General features: G+C 62.9%; 20 protein-coding genes and 1 tRNA gene. 10 read left to right on the top strand and 11 right to left on the bottom strand.

Going from position 1 to position 19,503, the window contains the following annotated elements:
* Nucleotides 1–513: 513 nt before the first annotated feature.
* The 3 genes from JQ628_RS17670 to JQ628_RS17660 form a co-directional block, all read right to left on the bottom strand.
* The gene (locus tag JQ628_RS17670) at nt 514–3,090 is read right to left on the bottom strand and encodes a VCBS repeat-containing protein (RefSeq protein WP_212224087.1); all 2,577 of its coding nucleotides are present in this window, start codon (nt 3,088–3,090) and stop codon (nt 514–516) included.
* Nucleotides 3,091–3,448: 358 nt separating this feature from the next.
* Nucleotides 3,449–3,646: a Trm112 family protein gene (locus tag JQ628_RS17665; protein WP_212224086.1), complete on the bottom strand. Its 198-nt coding sequence runs from the start codon at nt 3,644–3,646 to the stop codon at nt 3,449–3,451.
* A 57-nt stretch (nt 3,647–3,703) separates the two neighbouring features.
* Nucleotides 3,704–4,237, bottom strand: a complete 534-nt coding sequence (locus tag JQ628_RS17660) for a TetR/AcrR family transcriptional regulator (RefSeq protein WP_212224085.1) — start codon at nt 4,235–4,237, stop codon at nt 3,704–3,706.
* 80 nt (nt 4,238–4,317) lie between these two features.
* Here JQ628_RS17660 and JQ628_RS17655 point away from each other — a divergent pair, with 80 nt between their 5' ends.
* The 3 genes from JQ628_RS17655 to JQ628_RS17645 all read left to right on the top strand — a co-directional run bounded on the left by JQ628_RS17655 (nt 4,318) and on the right by JQ628_RS17645 (nt 6,030).
* Nucleotides 4,318–4,668, top strand: coding sequence for a hypothetical protein (locus JQ628_RS17655; RefSeq protein ID WP_212224084.1), 351 nt, complete (start codon nt 4,318–4,320; stop codon nt 4,666–4,668).
* An 85-nt stretch (nt 4,669–4,753) separates the two neighbouring features.
* Nucleotides 4,754–5,167, top strand: coding sequence for a PaaI family thioesterase (locus JQ628_RS17650; protein ID WP_349628079.1), 414 nt, complete (start codon nt 4,754–4,756; stop codon nt 5,165–5,167).
* 50 nt (nt 5,168–5,217) lie between these two features.
* Nucleotides 5,218–6,030, top strand: coding sequence for an SDR family oxidoreductase (locus JQ628_RS17645; RefSeq protein ID WP_212224083.1), 813 nt, complete (start codon nt 5,218–5,220; stop codon nt 6,028–6,030).
* Nucleotides 6,031–6,071: 41 nt separating this feature from the next.
* Here the strand turns inward: JQ628_RS17645 and JQ628_RS17640 are convergent, their stop codons facing one another.
* Entirely contained in the window at nt 6,072–6,746 is a 675-nt protein-coding gene (locus tag JQ628_RS17640; RefSeq protein ID WP_212224082.1) for an LON peptidase substrate-binding domain-containing protein, read from the bottom strand.
* Nucleotides 6,747–6,777: 31 nt separating this feature from the next.
* A complete protein-coding gene (trxA, locus tag JQ628_RS17635) occupies nt 6,778–7,698 on the bottom strand; it encodes a thioredoxin (RefSeq protein WP_212224081.1) in 921 nt (306 codons plus the stop codon).
* 275 nt (nt 7,699–7,973) lie between these two features.
* Between trxA and JQ628_RS17630 the strand changes: the two genes are divergently transcribed.
* The 3 genes from JQ628_RS17630 (at nt 7,974) to JQ628_RS17620 (ending at nt 10,579) form a co-directional block, all read left to right on the top strand.
* Nucleotides 7,974–8,048, top strand: a tRNA-Gly gene (locus JQ628_RS17630).
* Nucleotides 8,049–8,504: 456 nt separating this feature from the next.
* Nucleotides 8,505–9,767: a PQQ-dependent sugar dehydrogenase gene (locus JQ628_RS17625; protein WP_212224079.1), complete on the top strand. Its 1,263-nt coding sequence runs from the start codon at nt 8,505–8,507 to the stop codon at nt 9,765–9,767.
* Nucleotides 9,768–9,994: 227 nt separating this feature from the next.
* Nucleotides 9,995–10,579 carry a c-type cytochrome gene (locus JQ628_RS17620; RefSeq protein ID WP_212224077.1) on the top strand — a complete coding sequence of 195 codons (585 nt, stop codon included), beginning with the start codon at nt 9,995–9,997 and terminating at the stop codon, nt 10,577–10,579.
* 147 nt (nt 10,580–10,726) lie between these two features.
* On the opposite strand, the gene xerD is transcribed toward JQ628_RS17620, so the two are convergent.
* Nucleotides 10,727–11,683, bottom strand: coding sequence for a site-specific tyrosine recombinase XerD (gene xerD / locus JQ628_RS17615; RefSeq protein WP_212224075.1), 957 nt, complete (start codon nt 11,681–11,683; stop codon nt 10,727–10,729).
* 49 nt (nt 11,684–11,732) lie between these two features.
* Complete coding sequence (locus tag JQ628_RS17610) at nt 11,733–11,879, bottom strand: histidine kinase (RefSeq protein WP_212224073.1); 147 nt, start codon at nt 11,877–11,879, stop codon at nt 11,733–11,735.
* A 149-nt stretch (nt 11,880–12,028) separates the two neighbouring features.
* Between JQ628_RS17610 and JQ628_RS17605 the strand changes: the two genes are divergently transcribed.
* The 3 genes from JQ628_RS17605 (at nt 12,029) to JQ628_RS17595 (ending at nt 15,227) form a co-directional block, all read left to right on the top strand.
* Nucleotides 12,029–12,658, top strand: coding sequence for a shikimate kinase (locus JQ628_RS17605; RefSeq protein WP_212224071.1), 630 nt, complete (start codon nt 12,029–12,031; stop codon nt 12,656–12,658).
* A complete protein-coding gene (gene aroB / locus JQ628_RS17600; RefSeq protein WP_212224070.1) occupies nt 12,655–13,800 on the top strand; it encodes a 3-dehydroquinate synthase in 1,146 nt (381 codons plus the stop codon). Before JQ628_RS17605 ends, aroB begins: the two co-directional genes overlap by 4 nt.
* Before the next feature lie 74 nt (nt 13,801–13,874).
* Entirely contained in the window at nt 13,875–15,227 is a 1,353-nt protein-coding gene (locus JQ628_RS17595; RefSeq protein ID WP_212224069.1) for an HlyC/CorC family transporter, read from the top strand.
* Between the two features lie 235 nt (nt 15,228–15,462).
* Here JQ628_RS17595 and JQ628_RS17590 read toward each other — a convergent pair whose 3' ends face one another.
* The 3 genes from JQ628_RS17590 to JQ628_RS17580 form a co-directional block, all read right to left on the bottom strand.
* Complete coding sequence (locus tag JQ628_RS17590; protein ID WP_212224068.1) at nt 15,463–15,780, bottom strand: hypothetical protein; 318 nt, start codon at nt 15,778–15,780, stop codon at nt 15,463–15,465.
* A gap of 21 nt (nt 15,781–15,801) precedes the next feature.
* Nucleotides 15,802–16,221, bottom strand: a complete 420-nt coding sequence (locus tag JQ628_RS17585; RefSeq protein WP_249128027.1) for a hypothetical protein — start codon at nt 16,219–16,221, stop codon at nt 15,802–15,804.
* 424 nt (nt 16,222–16,645) lie between these two features.
* Nucleotides 16,646–16,921 carry a BolA family protein gene (locus JQ628_RS17580; protein WP_212224234.1) on the bottom strand — a complete coding sequence of 92 codons (276 nt, stop codon included), beginning with the start codon at nt 16,919–16,921 and terminating at the stop codon, nt 16,646–16,648.
* A 109-nt stretch (nt 16,922–17,030) separates the two neighbouring features.
* On the opposite strand from JQ628_RS17580, the gene JQ628_RS17575 reads away from it, so the two are divergent.
* Nucleotides 17,031–17,681: a J domain-containing protein gene (locus tag JQ628_RS17575; RefSeq protein ID WP_212224067.1), complete on the top strand. Its 651-nt coding sequence runs from the start codon at nt 17,031–17,033 to the stop codon at nt 17,679–17,681.
* Nucleotides 17,682–17,830: 149 nt separating this feature from the next.
* On the opposite strand, the gene JQ628_RS17570 is transcribed toward JQ628_RS17575, so the two are convergent.
* Complete coding sequence (locus JQ628_RS17570; RefSeq protein ID WP_212224066.1) at nt 17,831–18,745, bottom strand: LysR substrate-binding domain-containing protein; 915 nt, start codon at nt 18,743–18,745, stop codon at nt 17,831–17,833.
* Nucleotides 18,746–19,503 lie beyond the last annotated feature (758 nt).

Here is a 19,503-nt window from a genome sequence, read left to right as displayed (position 1 = left end):
AGGGCGCAGGGAATGCCGGGTGCGCGCTGCACCCGCGGTCTCGTGTGCCTGATGCGCAAGCAAAAAAGGCGCACACGAGCATACAGGTGAAGCGGAGGCAGTCCGACATCCCCTGCGCAATGGCTTTACGGCTTATAACGTGATCTCCCCGGTGAGAGCGCTTTGTTGTCACCGTCATCGGCGGAACTTCCCGCCAACTTAGCGCCTGCATAGCGGCGCCAGAACCACACGCCTTCGCCGTACGCTTCGACGTTTTCGTCCGCGCGAAAAAATCGCGCTGACGCCGAAGCGTCCACCGCATCTCATCCCAACGAACGGTGACGACGGCCGACGCCCCTCCTCGGGGATGAGACGCACCGCTTATAGTTCTGATTTTCAGAATTGTGAAGCGGAATATTTTTGCACCGAGGGCTGGACAGGTTTCGGCTGATTTGCCCGACGTGTCGAATTTGTCACATCCGGCTCTGCCGTCATTACGAAATCGGTCGCAAGGCCGTCAACGCCGGTCCGGTCCTATGCGATGACGTGCCAGTTGTCAGGTATCATGCCCAGCGAGGTGGCCTGGGTGATGGTGCCGTCGTTCATCTCCCACATCTGGGCCAGGCCCGAATCGTTGCGCCACAGGATGTCGCTCTTGAGGTCGCCATTGTAGTCGCCGACGCTACCCACCTTCCAGTCGTTCGGGATCAGGCCGAGTCCACGGGTGCTGGCGATGGCGCCGTCATTCATGTTCCAGATCTGCGTAATTCCGGAGTCATTGCGCCAGAGGATATCGCTCTTGCTGTCGCCGTTGAAATCGCCGATGCCTGCCACGTTCCAGGTGGTCGGGATCGAGCCGAGCGAAGTGGCGCTCAGGATGTTGCCGCCATCCATGTCCCAGATCTGGGCGACGCCGGAATCGTTGCGCCACAACAGGTCGGTCTTGCCGTCACCGTTGAAATCGCCTGTGCCTGCGAGCTTCCACGCCGTCGGGATCATTCCGAGGTTATGCGTGTCGGCAATGGCGCCGTTGTTCATGTCCCACATCTGCACGGTGCCGTTGTCGTGACGCCAGAGCAGATCCGTGGTGCCGTCACCGTTGAAGTCTCCGGTGCTCGCGAGCTTCCAGACGGCCGGGATCACGCCGAGGTTATGCGTGTTGGCAAAGGCGCTATCGTCCATCTTCCAGATCTGCGTGACGCCGGCATCGTTGCGCCAGAGCAGATCCGTATTGCCATCGGCGTTGAAGTCTCCGATGCCGGCGACCTTCCAGTTGGTCGGCACTGTGCCCAGCGAATTGGTCTCCAGGATGGTCGCACCGTCCATATCCCAGATCTGCCCTACACCGGCATCGTTGCGCCAGACGATGTCGCTCTTGCCGTCGCCGTCGAAGTCGTTGTGCACTTGCGGTGCGGATGTCACCTGAACGGCCTGAGTAAAAGAGCCGGTGTCCGTGCCGCTGGGGCCGTCCACCAGCGTGAACGTCACCGTGCGCGTATCCGTGCTCGGCGCACTACCAAGTGCGGAGAAGCTGACTGCGCCCGCGAGCGCCTCGACAGCCGCAACGTCGGCGCTGGCGTTGAGCGTGACCGACAGACTCGCCGTGCCGCTCCCGGACAGCGTTCCGATTGCGGTGCCGTTGTATTTTACGGTCGAGCCGGAGACCTCGATCCCCGTACCCGGCGTTTGCGATGCGATCAGCGTCAGCGCATCGCCAGCATGGTTGCCGGCGGTCAGCGCCGCCGTCAGCGATCCGCCCGGGAGTGCCGAATTGTCGACGTCGGAGATCGTCACCGGCGCCGTGTTGACGCGAACGGGCGCCGCGTTTCCGCGATAGATGGCGGGGTCCTCGGGATCGGGGGTCAGATTTTTGATGAAGATGTCGTTATCGCTGTTGGTGTCGCCGGCCACGAAGTTAGAGGCATGGCTGGAGAAAGCGATCCGGCTGCCGTCGGGCGAGAATACTGCCCTGTCAAAGGTGAAGCTATTGCCCTGTGCGCCCGCGGCATCGACGGAGACACGGGTGATCGCGCCAGTCGTTAGGTCCTTGACGAAGACATCTTCCGCGGAGTTGGTATCGCCGGTTATCAGGTTCGAGGAACCGCTGACAAACGCAACCTTGCTGCCGTCCGGCGAGAACGCCAACTTTCCGACGCCGCCCTGATTGGCCTGCGCGCCGGCGGCATCGACGGAGATTCGGGTAATCGCACCAGTTGCGAGGTCCTTTATGAAGAAATCTCCGTCGTTGTTGGTGTCGCCGGCCACCAAGTTGGAGGCCTCGCTGTAAAACGCGATCTTGCTGCCATCGGGCGAGAACACCGGAGCGTTTGACCAGGAATTGGCCGCCGTGCCGGCGGCATCGACGGAGACGCGGCTGATCGCGCCGGTCGCAAGGTCCTTGACGAAGATGTCGGTGTTGCCGTTGAAGACACCGCCTGCCAATTCCAAGGCACGGCTTACAAACGCGATCTTGCTGCCATCGGGCGAGAACACCGGATTGCTGCTTTCGAAATGGCTCTGGTCGCCGGAATCGCTAACGGAGACCCGGGTGACCTCGCCGGTCGCAAGGTCCTTGACGAAGATGTCTCCGGAATGGTTGGTGTCACCGGTGATCAGGTTCGAGGCCTCGCTTTCAAACGCGATCTTGCTGCCATCGGGCGAAAACACCGGATTGTAGCTGGTGTAGTCTCCCTGCGCGCCGGCCGCACTCCTGGAGACCAGCGTGATCGCGCCGGTAGCGAGGTCCTTGACGAAGATATCGGTAAAGCCGGTGGTGTCACCGGCCACCAGATTCGATGCGTCGCTTTGAAACGCGATCTTGCCGCCGTCGGGCGAGAACACGAAACTTGAACTGGAGCCATTGGCCTGCGTGCCGTCGGCGCCAACGGAGATGCGGGTGATCGCGCCGGTTGCAAGGTCCTTGACGAAGATGTCGGCGTTGAAGAAGTTGGTGTCGTCCGCCACCAGGTTCGTGGCCATGCTGTTAAACGCGATCTTGCTGCCATCGGGCGAGAACACGGGATTGAAACTGTCGGAATTGCCCTGTGCGCCCGCCGCGCTGGTCGAGACGCGGGTGATGGCGTAGGTCGATTTGAATGCACCGATAAACAAGATCATAAACTCCTTAGACGATCTGCTGGCTACGAGAGATCGGTTGCCTAAAGTGGTATTTCGCTTCGATTGTTGGCCCGCGATTTTGCACGCGCGGGCTGATTTCCGACCGAAGCAGGGCGCCGCTGCGTGACAGCGATGCTTGAACGGTTGAGGTTATTGCCGCCCGCAAGATGACGTGGGAGGAAATACAGGAAATAGCAAAGATGCGTCAAGCGTACCTTTGCGTGTGAAGGGGATCCGGCGGAGTCGCGTCTTGCTTTAGCAACGCCTTCTCGTTGAACGGCAGCGCAGGCAGTCTGCTGGCGTCGCATCGCAGGACAGACACTTCACTCTACCCACTTCAAAACCTCGGCGACTAATCGATCTTCCGCGCTTCTTCCGGCAGCATGATGGGAATGCCGTCGCGGATCGGGTAGGCGAGTTTTGCGGAGCGCGAGATCAGCTCTTGCTTCGCCGCGTCGTATTCCAGCGGTCCCTTGGTCAGCGGGCAGACCAGGATCTCCAGCAGCTTTGGATCGACGGTGCCTTCAAGGCGTTCAGGGGCGGCGTTCATACGCATGGTTCTCCGGCTTGTCGGCGGTGCTGTAGCATACCCGGCGCAGGTGCGAAATTATCGCGTGGCCATGGCGAGCAATTCGTCGATGACCACCTGTTGCTTCGCGGCTGATAGCGTCTGGTCCGACAGGACATGGCCCAGAAAAGCCCAATACAGGATTTGCGCGCGGGCGGCGGCGATATCTGCACTCACGCCGGATTGCCGCAGCATGTGTTCGAGATAGTCGAGCCGGCGGCGGTCGATTGCCTGCACGGCGGACCGCGCTTTTGCGTCGACCGTGGCCCAGCTTCGGACCGCCTTTTCCAGTGCCTGCCGGTTGCGAAGCGCGCTGGTGAGCAACAGCGACATCGGGTTCTCACCGGAGGCGGCCTCGAGGCCGGCGATCACCTGCTCGGCCGCGACCTCGCGCCAGCGCTTGAGGATCGCGGCGTGGAACGCGCCGATATCGGTAAAATGCCAGTAAAAACTGCCGCGCGAGACACCCATCGCCTTGGCCAGCGGATCGGCCTTCAGCGCCGTGAAACCGCGCTGCGCCAGTACCTTCAGTCCCTGGTCGAGCCAGTCGCCTGCGGAGAGTTGGTCGGTCATGCGGGTTCCGACCATACACTAGTGTATTGACAAGCGCCAGCATCGCCGCCATAACCATACAGTACTGTATGGAGGCCGACATGCGCGATCTCTTGCTGGTAGGGGCGGGCGTCATCGTGATCCTCGTCAGCATCGCCCATGGCGTGCTCGGCGAAACCAAAGTGTTTGCGCGCGCCACCATCCAGCCGCCGCGGATGCGTACGCTGCTTCGCCTCGTGTGGCAGGCCGGTACGGTGGCCTGGATCGCCGGCGGCGTACTGATGATCGCCGCGCCCTGGATGGGGTCGGATGCCGCGCGCCACTGGATCATCGCGACGCTTTCGGTGGTGTTCGGCGTTGCCGCGATCGGCAACGCGCTGGCAACGCGGGCGGTCCATCCGGGTTGGATCGGAATGAGCGCCGCGGTCGCGCTGGCGATTGCGGGGTATTAGTCGTGCGTGTGCGCGCTCACCCAGCCATCGCCTGCGGCATTGCCGATATGCGTCCTGAAAATTCCCTGCCGCAGTGGAGCCTACCGTGACGACCGCAGAAATGGACCTCCAGCACCTGATCGCTACCAACGCGTCGGCAAGCTTCAATCGCCGCGCGGGATTCGAAGTCATCGCGGCCGGAAACGGCGAGGCCGAAATCCACATGACCTGGAGCGACGACCTCACCCAATATGCCGGGCATCTCCATGCCGGCATGATTGCCGCCCTGCTCGATACCGCCTGCGGGTTTGCCGCCGCGACGGTGGCCGGCTCCGTCACCGCATCGCATTTCTCGATGAACTGCCTGAAACCGGCCGTCGGCCGCCGCTTTATCGCGAAGGGAACCACGATGCGTGCCGGGCGCAGGCAGGTGTTTGCGAGGGCGGAACTGTTTGCCGAAGACGAAAAGGGTACCTCGCTGGTCGCAACCGGCGAAACCGTGCTCGTTCCCATCAGTTGATAGGCCGGTACTTTTCTTCACCGGCGGCTGGGAACAGAAGGAGCAGGCAAATGACTCTTGTTCTCGTTACCGGCGGCACGGGCCATCTCGGACAGGATCTTGTGGATCGGCTGGTCCGCGGCGGACACCAGGTGCGCATCTTCGCGCGGTCGCAAAAATCGCGGGCCGACGTCGAATGGGCGATGGGCGACCTCGCGACCGGCGAGGGGCTGGCGCATGCGCTGCGCGGCGTGCACACCGTTATCCATGCCGCGACGCATTCGCCGATCGCGCGGCGCGGCGGCATACGGCCGGTCGATTTCTTCAGGTCACCCTCCGACGTGGATGCGGAGGGCACGCAGCGTCTGCTCGACCTCTGCCATCAGGCGCAGGTCCAGCATTTTCTCCATGTCTCGATCGTGGGACTGGACGAGGCGTCGTTGCCCTATGGGCGCCTCAAGCTTGCCGCTGAACGCATGGTGCGCGAATCGGGGCTATCGTGGTCCATCGTGCGGGCGATGCCGTTCTATTATCTGCTCGAAAGCATGCTCGCGGGCCTTGTCTGGCTTCCGGTCTGGCCGGTCCCCAGGACGGTGTGCAATCCGGTCGATACATCCGATGTCGCCGACTATCTGGTGCATTGCGCGTTCGATCGCGGCTGTGGCGTGCGGGAGGAGATCGGCGGCCCCGAGGATCTCAGCCTGGTCGAATTCGCCCGGCAATATCAGGAGGCCCGCGGCATGCATCGCACGATCATGCCGGTCCATCTCTCCGACAAGGCTGCGCGCGGCATGGGCTTTGTCGTCAGCCGCGGGGTGCGTGGTACGTTGTCGTGGAAGGATTGGCTCCAGCGGCATACGGCCGAGACGCGCTGCGCTGCTTGATCGGGCGGGGCTGGTAAGGGCGCTGGCGCGCTGCCGCGGCTTTATTGCAGCCCGGGCTCGCCGCTGGTGCGCTTTTTCGCCAGATCCATCTCGGTCACCGCGATCAGGATTTCCGCGCGGGTCTTCAGATCAGGCGCTTCCAGCATCGCCTGCTTTTCGGCGGGGCCATAGGGCGACATCATCGCCAGTGCGTTGACGAGCGCCTCGTTGGGGGCGCTCTCGACGCCCTCCCAATCCACCTTCAAATTGTTGGCTTTCAAAAAATCCGTCAGCACGTCCAGCAGGGCCTGGCGGTCGACATCCTCCTCGCCCTTGCGGGCGACGAAATCGTCGGCAAAGCTGAAAAAGTCCACCTTGCACTGCCGGTAGGCGGTGAGCACCGACAATTCCTCGACCACCTTGAAGCGGGCGACGCCGGTGAGCTCGAGGATGTAGCGGCCGTCGCCGGATTCGGCGAGCTGGGTGATGCGGCCGACGCAACCGACCTTGAACAGCACAGGCTTTGCTTCGCTGGGCGAATGCGTCACATCCGGCTGGATCATGCCGATCAGCCGGTGGCCGTCGCGCAAGGCATCGTCGACCATGGCGAGATAACGCGGCTCGAAGATGTTGAGCGGCATCTGGCCGCGCGGCAGCAGCAGCGCCCCCGGCAACGGAAATACCGGGATCACTTCGGGAAGCTCGCTGGGTCCGCGGTATTCGGCATTGATCGGCATGCGGCGGCCCCGACTAGCTCACAGAGAGAACTCACGAAAACAGAATTGTCGACAGCCGTTTGCGTCCATCGACGGTTGCCTCATCCGCGCCGCCCCACGCCTCGAAGAACTGCACGAGCTGCTTGCGCGCGCCATCGTCATTCCATTTGCGGTCGCGCTTGACGATGGCAAGCAATTGCTCGGTCGCTTCAGCCCGCTTGCCTTGGGCGTTGAGCGCGGTCGCCAGGTCGAACCGGGCCTGATGATCGAGCGGGTTTGCGGCGACTTTCTGTTCCAGCTCCGCGACCGGGCCGACCGACTGCGCCTGTTCGGCCAGATCAATGGCGGCCTGCACGGCCTTCACGGTCGCGTCATTGCGCTTCGATTCCGGGACCATGGCCAGCGTCTGCTTGGCCTGCTCGACCGCGCCCGAAGTGACGTAGCATTTGGCAAGGCCCGCTAGCGCCGGGATGTTGGTGGAATCGTGTGCCAGCACCTCGGCATAGATCTGCGCGGCGCCGGCGGCATCGCCCTCGGCCAGCACGGCTTCGGCTTCTTGCAGAATTTCGGCGATGTTCGGCTCGCCCGGGGCCGGCATGCCCTTGGTGATCTTGTCGATGAAGGCGTTGACCTGGCTTTCCGGCACCGCGCCCATAAAACCGTCGGCCGGCTGGCCGTTGACGAAGGCGATGACCGCCGGGATCGACTGGATGCCCATCTGGCCCGGGATTGCCGGATGCTGGTCGATGTTCATCTTGACCAGCTTGACCCGGCCCTTGGCGTTGCGCACCGCCTTCTCCAGGATCGGCGTCAACTGGCGGCACGGGCCGCACCACTCCGCCCAGAAGTCGATCAGCACCGGCTGGCGCTTCGATTCCTCGATGACGTCCTTCATGAAGGACTGGGTAGTGGTTTCCTTGATGAGGTCGGGGGCCGCCTGCGGCGCTCCGCCGCCCTGCTCTACGATGGTCACGATGTCCTCGCCTGGGTGTCTCGAAAGCCGGCCCCTTCTAGCACGGCTGGCTGCGATTGGGTGTGGGGCCGATTGGCCCTAATTGGCGCTGGCGGACGGTATTTTCAATCGCCGGGAACCCCGCGGCGGGGGCCGATTTGGGGCCATTGGCGCCGATTTGGCAAAAAATCGCCACCCGGGGGGACGAATTTTAACGGTTCGCAGAAGTGTTGCATTCACTGTTCGCATTTGGCATAGGTTCGCCGTTGTCGGCGACCAGTCGCCGCCATCCGGATGCGGGTGTAGCTCAGTGGTAGAGCACGACCTTGCCAAGGTCGGGGTCGAGGGTTCGAGCCCCTTCGCCCGCTCCAGATTTTCTTCCTCACGATGAATCTGACGAAGGCCCGCCGCTTTGGCGGGCTTTTCGTTTGTGGGGGGAGTTCGCGGCTCCGCCGTGCCGCGCGGCTTGCCTGTGGCCGGGTAAGCGGCACGGGCGCGCTGAACGATTTCCGGCAAGCGACTGCGCGAAGCTGATCTCGCGAAACGGAGAATGGATCTTCGCATGTGGAAGCGTGCCCACATCAACGCATTCGCTACCGGATATTGCGCTGCAATCGGCGCCGCAAAAATTCATCTCCGGCAAAATCGCGGCGCAGGATTTTTCTCTCAGTCTCTTTTTGATTCGGCAGGGCGCAGCGCGCTTGCTTTTCACGCACTTGGGATGTGCTAGGCTTTTGCGGTCTGCTCGCCGCAGATCACTGATGTTTCGTCTTTCGACTTCAAAATAAATAAAGGCCCGCCTTCGGGCCGCTTAGGGGAGTGACGCGATGAAATCCGCTATCAATGGATGTGTACTTGCGCTTGCCGCGGCCTTTGCGGTTGCGACGGCGGGATCCGCCGTCGCGCAGGACAGCAGGGCACTGAAGAAATACGAGTCGGGCACCCCCGACTTCTGGAAAAATCCGCCGCCCGACTGGTTCCTCGGCGATGAGACCGAAGCCCAGAAGGGGCTCGCGCCGCCTTCGGGGCCGCCGACCGGCGCCTCAGAGGCCGAACTCGCCGCAACCGTGAAGAAGATCAAGCTGCCGGCCGGCTTCAAGATCGAAGTCTGGGCGCCGGGCGTGTTGCAGGCGCGGCAAATGGCCTGGGGCGATAAGGGTACGCTGTTCGTCGGTACGTTCGATCTCGGCAACATCTACGCCATCACCGACAAGGGCGGTAAGCGCGAGGTCAAGACCGTGATCAAGGGGCTGAAAATGCCCACGGGTCTCGCCTTCCACGACGGTGCGCTCTATGTCGTCGACATCGACAAGCTGTACAAATACGAAAACGCCGAAGCCAACATCGACAATCTCGGCAAGGGCAAGGTGGTCTATGACGACATGCCCTCCTATGTCGCGCATGGCTGGAAATACATCGCGGTCGACAAGGACGGCTGGTTCTATTTGCCATTCGGCCCGCCCTTCAATATCGGCATTCCGCCGACCAGCGTGTCGCAGGTCCGAAGAGTCGATCCCAAGACCGGCAATGCGGAAATCTGGGCGCTCGGCGTGCGCAACAGCGTCGGCGGCGACGTCGATCCGCGGACGGGGCGCTACTGGTTCACCGAAAACGCGCGCGACTGGGTCAGCGACGACATGCCGAGCGACAAGCTCAACATGATCTCGAAGATCGGCGAGCATTTTGGCTATCCCTATTGCCACCAGGGCGATTTCCCCGATCCGAAATTCGCCATGGGGCACAAGTGCGAGGAGTTCACGCCGCCGGTCGTCAAGCTCGGCGCGCATGTGGCGCCGCTCGGCATGAAGTTCTACACCGGCGACATGTTCCCCGCCGAGTACAAGAACAACATCTTCATCGCCGAGCACGGCTCCTGGAACCGGCATAAATACCAGGGTGCCCGGATCAAGCGCGTGATCGCCGATCCCGACGGCAAGAACGCCAAGCAGGAGATCTTCGCCGAAGGCTGGATCGAGGGCGACAAGGGCTATCTCGGCCGTCCCGCCGATATCGTGGTTGCCAAGGACGGCTCGCTCCTGATTGCCGACGACTGGGGTGGTGCGATCTACCGCATCAGCTACAGCAAGTAGGCGAGGGAACCATTGGAGGCTGCGGTTGCTTGAAGGAGCAGCCGCGGCCTTCCTGTCATTCCGGGGCACGCGAAGCGTGAGCCTGGAATCCATACGCTGGGACCGTCGTTGTCTCGGGGACTGGTAGACGGCTTTCTTTGAATCAACAGCGGCCTGTGGTTATGGATTCCGGGCTCTCGCCTTCGGCGAGCCCCGGAATGACGGAGGCGGCGAGAGAATACCGAAAAATGCCCACACGTTTCGTCTTCGCTCTCATTGCAGGTTTGCTTGCAATTTTTCCCGCCCACGCGGCCGACATCGCGGCCGGCAAGGAAAAGGCCGAGCTCTGCGTCGGCTGCCATGGCGAGAACGGCATCTCGCAGATGGAGAACATGCCCTCGCTGGCGGGGCAGCCCGACCAGTTCATCCAGTGGCAGCTCGTCTATTTCCGCGCCGGCGCGCGCAAGAACGAGCAGATGCAGCCGATCGTCGAGCAGATCAACAACGAGGACATCCGCAATCTCGGCGCCTACTTTGCCTCGCTGCCGCCGCCGAAGAATGAAAAGGCGGATGACGATCCCGAGCTATCGAAGAAAGGCGCACAGTCGGCGGCCGGCCGGCGCTGCGCGTCGTGTCATCTGGACAGCTACGCCGGCACCAAGGCGGTGGCCCGCCTCGCCGGCCAGCGCGAGGATTATCTGTTGAAGGCGCTGCGCGACTACAAGGGCGGGTTGCGCTCCGGCGGCGGACAGGCTGCGATGGCGGAGGTCGCGTTTCCCTTGCACGAGGAAGAGATCGTCGCACTCGCGCATTACCTGGCGAATTTGAAGTGACCTTCGGCGGCTTCATCCTTCGAGACGCGCGCGATGCGCGCTCCTCAGGATGAGGTCCCGGTTTGCGAGCGAAGCGAAGCAATCCACCTCTCCGCCTGCCGCGCTATGGATTGCTTCGCTGCTGGCAATGACGCAAGAGATTGTGAACTACTTCTCCGCCAGCGGATGCAGGTCGCGCACCAGGCTCTTGAGGCGCTCCTCGACCACATGCGTGTAGATCTGCGTGGTCGAGATGTCGGTGTGGCCGAGCAACGTCTGCACGATGCGCAGGTCCGCGCCGTTATGTAAGAGGTGGCTGGCAAAGGCGTGGCGCAGCACATGCGGGGAGACCAGCCGCGGCGGAAGGCCGGCGGCGGATGCGAGCTCCTTCAGGTCGCGGGCAAAATGCTGGCGCGTCAAATGTCCGCTTTCGCCGAAGGAGGGAAACAGCCATTTCGAACTGGCGATGCTTTTCTTCTTCGCCGCCGTCAGCTCGGCCATCGCGGCAAGATAGTCCGCCATCGCCTGCCGCGAGGCATCGTTGAGCGGCACGAGGCGCTCCTTGTCGCCCTTGCCGCGCACCACGATCATGCTGGCATCGCGCCGCGCGGCCGTTATCGGCAGCGACACCAGTTCGGAGACGCGCAGGCCGGTGGCGTAGAGCACTTCGAGCAAACAATAGAGCCGCATCGCGCGCAGCCGCTTGAGCGGCGAAGCCTCGCCTGCCAGCGTCAGCTCCTTGGCCTTCGCCAGCATGCGGTCGACATCGGCGATCGACAGCACCTTTGGCAGGCCGCGACCGCGCTTGGGGCCGGAGAGAATCGCGGCGGGATCGTCCTTGCGGATGCGCTCGTTGAGCAGAAAGCGGAACAGATGCCGCATCGCTGACAGCCGGCGCGCCACGCTGGAGGATTTGAAGCCTCTGACATCGAGATCGGCGAGGTAGTCGCGCAGCCTCTGGGTATCGGCGCTGGTGAAGCTCTGCGAGGCGCGGGTCAGAAATTCCGAGAAGTCGGTGAGGTCGCGGCGATAGGCCTGTAGCGTGTTGTCGCCCGCACCCTGTTCGGCCGCGAGCATGTCGAGGAACAGGTTGATGAGCTTTTCGTCGGAGGGCTTGCCACGCATTGGGGGAGCGTAGCGCCGATTCCTTAGGGAACCCTATTGCGCAAAAGCATCACTTCTTCAGGAACCTGTCCGGCGGGATGGTCACGGTCATTTCCCGCGGCTTTGGATTGACGAAATTCGCCAGCGCAAACAGCACGCCATAGCCGATCCCGGCAATGATGCCGACCACCGTCAGGAAGCGGAACAGACTGGGCATGGCGGCGAATTAACCATTCAAATCAAGCCAAACCGGGCAGGCCTGAGTAGCACCATGTTCCCCGGAATGTTGCAAGTCGCTCTGGCAACGGTATCTGTGGGGGTAGTATAGGTGGCCGGAACACGGCAATTTTTCGAGCGAAACCGCCCATGTCTGAACCTGCCTCACCGGCACCGATTGGCCCCCAGGACGCGGAAATCGCGGCGGCGCTGGGCACACGGTGCATCGTGCTGGTCGGCATGATGGGGGCCGGAAAATCCACCATCGGCCGGCGCATGGCGGCGCGGCTGCGGCTGCCGTTCACCGATGCCGACACCGAGATCGAGACCGCGCACCGGATGTCGATCCCGGACATTTTTGCGACCTATGGCGAGGCCTATTTCAGGGATGGCGAGGCGCGGGTGATCGCGCGCCTGCTGGACGGCGGCCCGCTGGTCGTCGCGACCGGCGGCGGCGCCTTCATGCGCGAGGAGACGCGGGGCCGCATCCGCGGCAAGGCAGTGTCGATCTGGCTCAAGGCCGATACTGACGTGATCATGAAGCGGGTGCGCCGCCGCTCCGACCGGCCGCTGCTGCAAAATGCCGATCCCGAAGGGACGGTCGCCCGCCTGTTAGGGGAGCGCGAGCCGGTGTACCAGCAGGCCGACATCACGATCTGGTCGCGCGACGTGCCGCACGAGAAGATCGTCGACGAATGCCTGGCGGCGCTGCACGACAAGCTGTGCGGCAGCGTGACCTCTGCCGCCGAAACCTCGGATCAGGTAAGCGCCAGCTCATGACCGCGCCGCTCAAGCATTCCGATCCGATCACCGTTGACGTCGCACTCGGCGAGCGCGCCTATGACATCGTGATCGGCCGCGACGTGCTGCAAACCCTGGGACCGCGCATCGCCGCGATGCGGCCGGGCGTCCGCACAGCCATCGTCACCGACCGCACGGTGGCAAAGCACTGGCTGGAGGCGACCGAAGCCTCGCTCGCGCAGGCCGGCGTGCCGACCTCGCGCGTGATCGTCGAGGAAGGCGAGGGCTCCAAAAGCTATGCGGGCCTGGAGAAGGTCAGCGAAGCGCTGGTCGCGGCCAAGATCGAGCGCAACGATCTGGTGATCGCGCTCGGCGGCGGCGTGGTCGGCGATCTCGCCGGCTTTGCGGCCGCGATCCTGCGCCGCGGCGTCGATTTCGTGCAGGTGCCGACCTCGCTGCTGGCGCAGGTCGATTCCTCCGTCGGCGGCAAGACCGGGATCAATTCGCCGCAGGGCAAGAACCTGATCGGGGCGTTCCATCAGCCGATCCTGGTGATTGCCGACACCGCCGTGCTCGACACGCTGCCGCCGCGCCAGTTCCGCGCCGGCTATGCGGAAGTCGCAAAATACGGCGTGCTCGGCGACGAGGCCTTTTTCACCTGGCTGGAAAAGAACCATGCCGACATCTTTGCCGGCGGCGCCGCGCGCGAACATGCGATCGCCACCTCCTGCCGCGCCAAGGCGGCGATCGTCTCGCGCGACGAGCGCGAGACCGGCGAGCGCGCGCTGCTCAACCTCGGCCACACTTTTGGCCACGCGCTGGAAGCGGCCACCGGCTTTTCCGACCGGCTGTTCCATGGCGAGGGCGTCTCGGTCGGCATGGTGCTGGCCGCGGAATTTTCCGCACAGCGCGGCATGATTCCCGAAGACGCCGCGGCGCGCGTCAAGCGTCATCTGGCTGATGTCGGCCTGCCCACGCGGCTACAGGACATCGCGGGCTTTGCGCAGGAAGGTCTTGCCGACGCCGATGCGCTGCTGGCGCTGATGGCGCAGGACAAGAAGGTCAAGCGCGGCAAGCTGACCTTCATCCTGCTCGAGGCGGTCGGCCGTGCCGTGATCGCGAAGGATGTCGATCCGTCGCTGGTGCGCGCCTTCCTGCAACAAAAGTTGTCGGAAAAATAGTAGGATCGGAAAGTAGCTGGATTGTCTTGCGCGGCTGGGCGTCGCGCGAAGGCGGGGACAGTCGCAAGGCCAACATGAGCTCGATCTCGATCAATCTGCTGCTCGCCATTCTCCTGCTGGCGGCCAATGCGTTTTATGTCGCGGCCGAGTTTGCGCTGGTGAAGAGCCGCGGCTTTCGCGTCAAGGCGATGGTCGAGGAGAACAAGTTCGGCGCCCATCTCCTCCAGAGCATGATGGGCAATATCGAGGCCTATCTGGCCTGCTGCCAGCTTGGCATCACCATGGCCTCGCTCGGCCTCGGTTGGGTGGGCGAGCCGACCGTCTCGGAGCTGCTCAGCCCGCTGCTCCTGCCGCTCGGCATGTCGGAACATGCGCTGCACTTCACCTCGTTCCTGGTCGGCTTCCTGGTGTTCTCCTCGCTGCACATCGTGATCGGCGAGCAGGTGCCGAAGACGTTTGCCATCCGCCAGCCGACGCCGGTCTCGCAGTGGATCGCCTATCCGCTCTATGTGTCCTATCTCGTTCTCTATCCGCTCAACTGGCTGCTCAATTCCGCCTCGCGCGGGATACTGAGCCTGTTCGGCGTGCAGGAATCCTCGCAGCACGAAATCCTCACCGACTCCGAGATCGAGGGGCTGGTGGAGGAATCGGCTTCCCACGGCGGTATCGAAAGCGGCGAGGCCGAGTACATCCAGAACGTCTTCCGCTTCGGCGATCTGGCGGTGTCCGACGTCATGGTTCACCGCACCGCCATGGTGATGATCAACGCCGACCTGCCGGCGGACGAACTGGTGCGCGAGGTGCTGGCGACCGAATACACCCGCATCCCGCTATGGCGCGACAAGCCGGAGAACATCGTCGGCATCCTGCATGCCAAGGACCTGCTGCGCGCGATCCGCGCCTCCGAGGGCGACACCTCACGCATCAATGTCTCCACCATCATGCGGCCGGCCTGGTTCGTGCCGGAAATGCGCCCGATCTCCGAGCAGCTAAAGGCGTTCCGCCGCCGCAAGACCCACTTCGCGCTGGTCGTCGACGAATACGGCGAAGTCGAAGGCATGGTGACGCTGGAGGACATTCTGGAAGAGATCGTCGGCGACATCTCCGACGAGCACGACGTGGTGGTGGCCGGCGTGCGGGCGCAGCCGGACGGCTCGGTCGTCGTCGACGGCTCGGTGCCGATCCGCGATCTCAACCGCGCGATGAACTGGCATCTGCCCGACGAGGAGGCGACCACGGTCGCGGGCCTCGTCATCCACGAGGCGCGCTCGATCCCCGATCGCGGCCAGAGCTTTACCTTCTACAATTTCCGCTTCCGCGTGCTGCGCCGCGAGCGCAACCGCATCACCGCGCTGCGCATCACCCCGCTGGCGCGCGAGGCGGAGAAGGAAGACCCGAAGCCGAAACGGGCGGGGACGGCGTTTTAGTCAGTGGGCAGGGCGATCGCGCGTGGCGCTTGAAGGCTGAGAACGTGCTCGGCCTGCATGGTTCGAGACGCCCGCTTTGCGGGCTCCTCACCATGAGGGTCTAGCATTTCGCCGCAAGTCGGAACCTCATCCTGAGGAGCGCGCATCGCGCGCGTCTCGAAGGATGGCCGCAACGCCAAAGTCTGGCCAAATGCGATAGCCCTACCGCTTGCGGGGAGAGGGAGAAGAGACGCTCCTACTTCTTCAGCGAACTTGCCGCGCACTTCTGCGAGAATTCGCTGGCCTTCTTTGAAATCTCGGGGGTCAGGAAGTCCTTGTTCTTGTCGAGGTCCTCGACCGTCATGGCCTCGGCGAATGCCATGGCGTAGCAGTTGCAGTAGGTCTGGAGCTGGCCGACGGTAATTGCCTTGTTGGTGGGGTCCTTGACCTGGTTTTCGAGGCAGGAATTGTTGGTGCCCTTGGTCAGCGCGTCCTTGTCCGCCGGCGCGAGCGGCGTCGCCTGCGCGGCGGCACATGAGGCAAGTGCGAACAATACAATCGTTGCGAAACGCATCTGGTCTTCCCCCGGAAAATGTTACTCAATATCGATGGTGATGCCGCTCAGCTTCCACTGCCCGTCCGAGGCGATGAAGCCGAGCTGATATTTTACCTGCTTTGGCGTGGTCTCGAAACGGCCCTTCAGCCGCAGCACGCCGTTCTCGTCGATTTTCGCATCCCCATCCGGCACGATCGGTTTGGCCACCACGGCGTCGAACACCGCGCGCTTGTCGATCAGGTCCTTGAACACGGCGCGCAGCTTGTCGGGCGGAAACTGCTCGCGGAACGGCTTTGAGATCTTGGCGTGCATGACCGTAAAGTTGTCGGCCGCAACGGCATCGTTGAGCGTCAGCAGGATGCTCTTGACCAGCACTTCCTGCACGAAGGGGCTCGGCATGCCCTGCGCAGGGGCCCTGGCCGTGGATATCGCGATCGCGGCAAGAACGGCTGCGATCAATCTAAGTCGTGCCCAATGACGCATCGGACGGCCCTCAATCAATCGACGAGGAAATCGGGCCAGCCGGCCCCGCGCTCTCCGAGAACGCACCGCGTTCTCGGGAGTGCCACCCGTCGCCTGGATAATGGTATTACATAAATGAAATCCGCCGAATCGTCTCTGTGATCTTGTGCACGGGGCCGCAATCCCTGTTGATGCCCGGGAAAACGACTATCGCGCAGGCATGGCCGGCCACCCCGAATAGGGTCTCGCTAGAACGCTGTGCCGTCATCGTCCGCCAACGGGTCGCGCGAATGCGCGCCCGATGACAGGCTCCGGCGGACGATCCAGTATTCCAGAGGCGTTCGTGATTAAGCCGAGGGGCCGCGGCGTACTGGATGCCCCGCCTTCGCGGGGCATGACGGCTGAGCTAAGCGATAGGCGCTTACCCCCCGGCTTCGCCCGGGGTCTGCGCCCTGATCGCCAGCGCGTGCACGGAGCCGGCCAGTTCCGCCGCCAGCGCCGCATTAATCATGCGGTGCCGTTCGATCCGGCTCTTCCCTTCGAAGGCCGGAGATACGATATAGACCCTGAAATGCGTCTCGCCGCCCGGCCTGTGGCCGGCATGGCCCTCATGCAGATGTGATTCATCCGTGACGTCGAGGCTTTCCGGCACGAAAGCTTCACGCAACTTGTTTATGATAACGTCTTTGGTTCTCATGGCTGCGGCATTACGGCCGTGACCTGATTTCGTCAATGGCGTTACCCGAAGCGAAGGAATCGCAATGTCAAGACTTGAAGCCTTGGCCATTGCGTAGTCAAAGTCAGATATGGCGATCGATTCATCAAAGTTCTTCGACTCTATCCGCATCAAGCCGAACAAGCTGAGCGCGAAGGCGCAGGCGCGCGCCAACGAAGAATCCGCGATGTGCGAATGGGCCGGCTGCCAGAACAAGGGCCCGCACCGCGCGCCGAAGGGCCGCGAGAATTCGCGCGAGTACTGGCACTTCTGTCTCAACCACGTCCGCGAATACAACCAGTCCTACAACTTCTTCCAAGGCATGAATGCCGAAGCCGTCGCGCGCTACCAGAAGGATGCGCTGACCGGCCATCGCCCGACCTGGAAGATGGGCGCCAACACCAGCGCCAAGGGCAAGACCGGCGCGGCGGAAGAGTTCGACGGCGCCGCCGATCCCTTCCATATGTTCTCGGAGCTCAACGGCCGCGGCCGCTGGCGCCCCGGTCCGGGCGCGTCGCAGGCCAAGGCCGAAACGCGCAAGGTGATGAACGCCGAGCGCAAGGCGCTCCAGGTGATGGGGCTTGCCCCCGGCGCGACGCTCGAAATCGTCAAGGCCAAGTACAAGGCGCTGGTGAAGCAGCACCACCCGGACGCCAACGGCGGCGACCGCTCGACCGAAGACCGCCTGATCGAGATCATCAAGGCGTATAATTATCTGAAGACGGTGGTGAAGGAGGGGTAGCTCGGTGTCGTCCCTGCGAAAGCAGGGACCCATACGCCGCGGCTTTTCCGCGATGCGCTGGAGCTGGTTGCCTTCGTAACAATTCAGGACGGTGGTTATGGGTCCCTGCTTTCGCAGGGACGACGTGTGGTGGGTGTTTTCGCCGTACCCTACACCGCTTCCGACGCGAGCATCTGCCCGGAGGTCGCCTCGGTAATCAGCTTCCCCAGTTCGGCAAAATGACTTTTGCGCGGCGAGCTCTTGCGCCAGGCAAGGCCCACGACGCGGCGCGGCTGCGGGTCGGTGAAGCGCATCAGCCTGATGTCGTCGTGACGGCATTCCAGCTTGATGGAGAGTTCCGGCAGCAGCGTCATGCCGAGGCCGTTTGCCACCATCTGCACGATGGTCGAGAGGTTCGAGGCGCCAAAGGTGTCGATATTGTCGACGCGGCGCAGGTTGCAGAACGAGAGCGCCTGATCGCGCAGGCAATGGCCTTCCTCGAGCAGCAGCAGGCGGTCCTGCTCCAGGAGATCGGGTGTGGCGCGGATGCGGTTGGTGATGCGCCGCGACTTCGGCATCGCCAGCAGGAAGCGGTCGTTGAACAGTTTTAGCGTCTCGATCTCGGGATCTTCCACCGGCAGCGCCAGCAGCAACAGGTCGAGTGCGCCGTCCAACAGCTCGTCGACGAGCGTATCGGTCTGCGTCTCGCGCAGATGCAGGTCGAGGTCGGGAAATTTATCGCGCACCAGCGGCAGCAGCGCCGGCAGCACATAGGGCGCGATCGAGGGAATGACGCCGAGGTGCAGCGGCCCCGACAGGAGATTGCCCTGCCGCCGCGCGAAGTCGACGATGTCGCGGGTCTCGCTCAGCACGCGGCTGGCGCGGCGCGCGATCTCGCGGCCGGCTTCGGTGAGCAAGACGCCGCTGCGGCTGCGCTCGATCAACTGGACGCCGAGCTCCCTTTCCAGCTCCTGGATCTGCATCGACAGCGCCGGCTGCGTCACCGCGCATTGCTCCGCCGCCCGGCCGAAATGCTTCAGGCGGGCGACAGAGTCGAAATAGCGGAGCTGCTTGAGCGAGATCATCGATCAGTTTTTCTTATCCGATAGCCCGTATTACGGCGATCGGACGTGATCGACAAGTCCGGCCGGCTTCGCATTGCCGTGACCGGCAGCGCAAGCTGTCGTCGGCCCAAGCCCCGGCCGCCCGCTTAGGCCTAATGGCCGACTTCATTCTCCTGTCGTGGGTCGAAGCAGGAGCCGCTTCAAGCCTGCGCGGGTGGTGGACGAGCGACAAGCGACGCGAGTTGCCGCTCTAGCCGGAAGCCTTCGCCGCTGATTCCGTGACCCCGGAATTGTTTGTCGCTTTCTTTTTCTGCGCCCTCCGCTTCTTGGTTGCGGTCTCGAGTGACCGCAGCGGCCGCAGTTGTGTGTTGAAGGTGATTCTTAGCACGCTCGCGAGGCGGTCGCGTTCGCTGATCCGATCTTTGTACTTCATCGTCTCATTCCATTCCTGCTTGCGACGCCTTTGCGAAAATCATCCGTGCGCTGCACACTCGGGTCGGAGGATCGATGCACAGGCAATCAGGCGGCGCGGCTTTGCGAAATTTGCGTCCGGGTCAGGTATGCGATGCAAGTATAGATGCACGATCTGCGACAGCGTCACTGTCAGATCACCACGCCAGCGCAGCTCTGCTTGAAGCAACCAGGAATCGGCGTCGCTTCTTCGCTCGCATTGTCAATAGGAGTGCAAAATCAGCTCGATAAAATGGACGTTCTCGCAAAGTCAAAGAGTTGGATTGTGTTTTGATGTGGACGAAGTGGATCTTCCGGGCAGCTACCGG

The sequence above is a fragment of the Bradyrhizobium lablabi genome (assembly GCF_018129385.1).
Lineage (GTDB): Bacteria > Pseudomonadota > Alphaproteobacteria > Rhizobiales > Xanthobacteraceae > Bradyrhizobium > Bradyrhizobium lablabi_C.
The sequence above is the reverse complement of the archived record's forward strand: the minus strand, read 5'-3'. Positions and strand labels throughout refer to the sequence as shown.